Raw genomic sequence first — 249 nt, forward strand, 5'->3', positions numbered from 1 at the left:
GATTCGATACAGGCATTATCCAGGCAGTTTCCTTTGCGAGAGTGGCTGCCCTTCATGCCATATTCTTTGATTCGCTTGTTGTATTGCTTAGACGTATACTGGAAGCCTTGATCCGAATGGATAACGGCTCCATATACGTCTTTTTTGATGGCCAGTTTAGATAAGGTATCCATAGTGTTAGATCATTACGGCCGGAAAGATTCCAGGCGACAACTTCGTTGTTAAACAGGTCTTGGATGACCGAAAGGT

1 protein-coding gene is annotated in these 249 nt (G+C 44.2%); it reads right to left on the minus strand.

Going from position 1 to position 249, the window contains the following annotated elements; genetic code table 11:
* The coding region (locus tag RG959_RS25445) for a DDE-type integrase/transposase/recombinase (RefSeq protein ID WP_369335208.1) at positions 1-173 on the minus strand (173 nt) is incomplete at its 3' end.
* Positions 174-249 lie beyond the last annotated feature (76 nt).

Source organism: Domibacillus sp. 8LH, from assembly GCF_038806185.1.
Classification (GTDB): Bacteria; Bacillota; Bacilli; order Bacillales; family Domibacillaceae; genus Domibacillus; species Domibacillus indicus_A.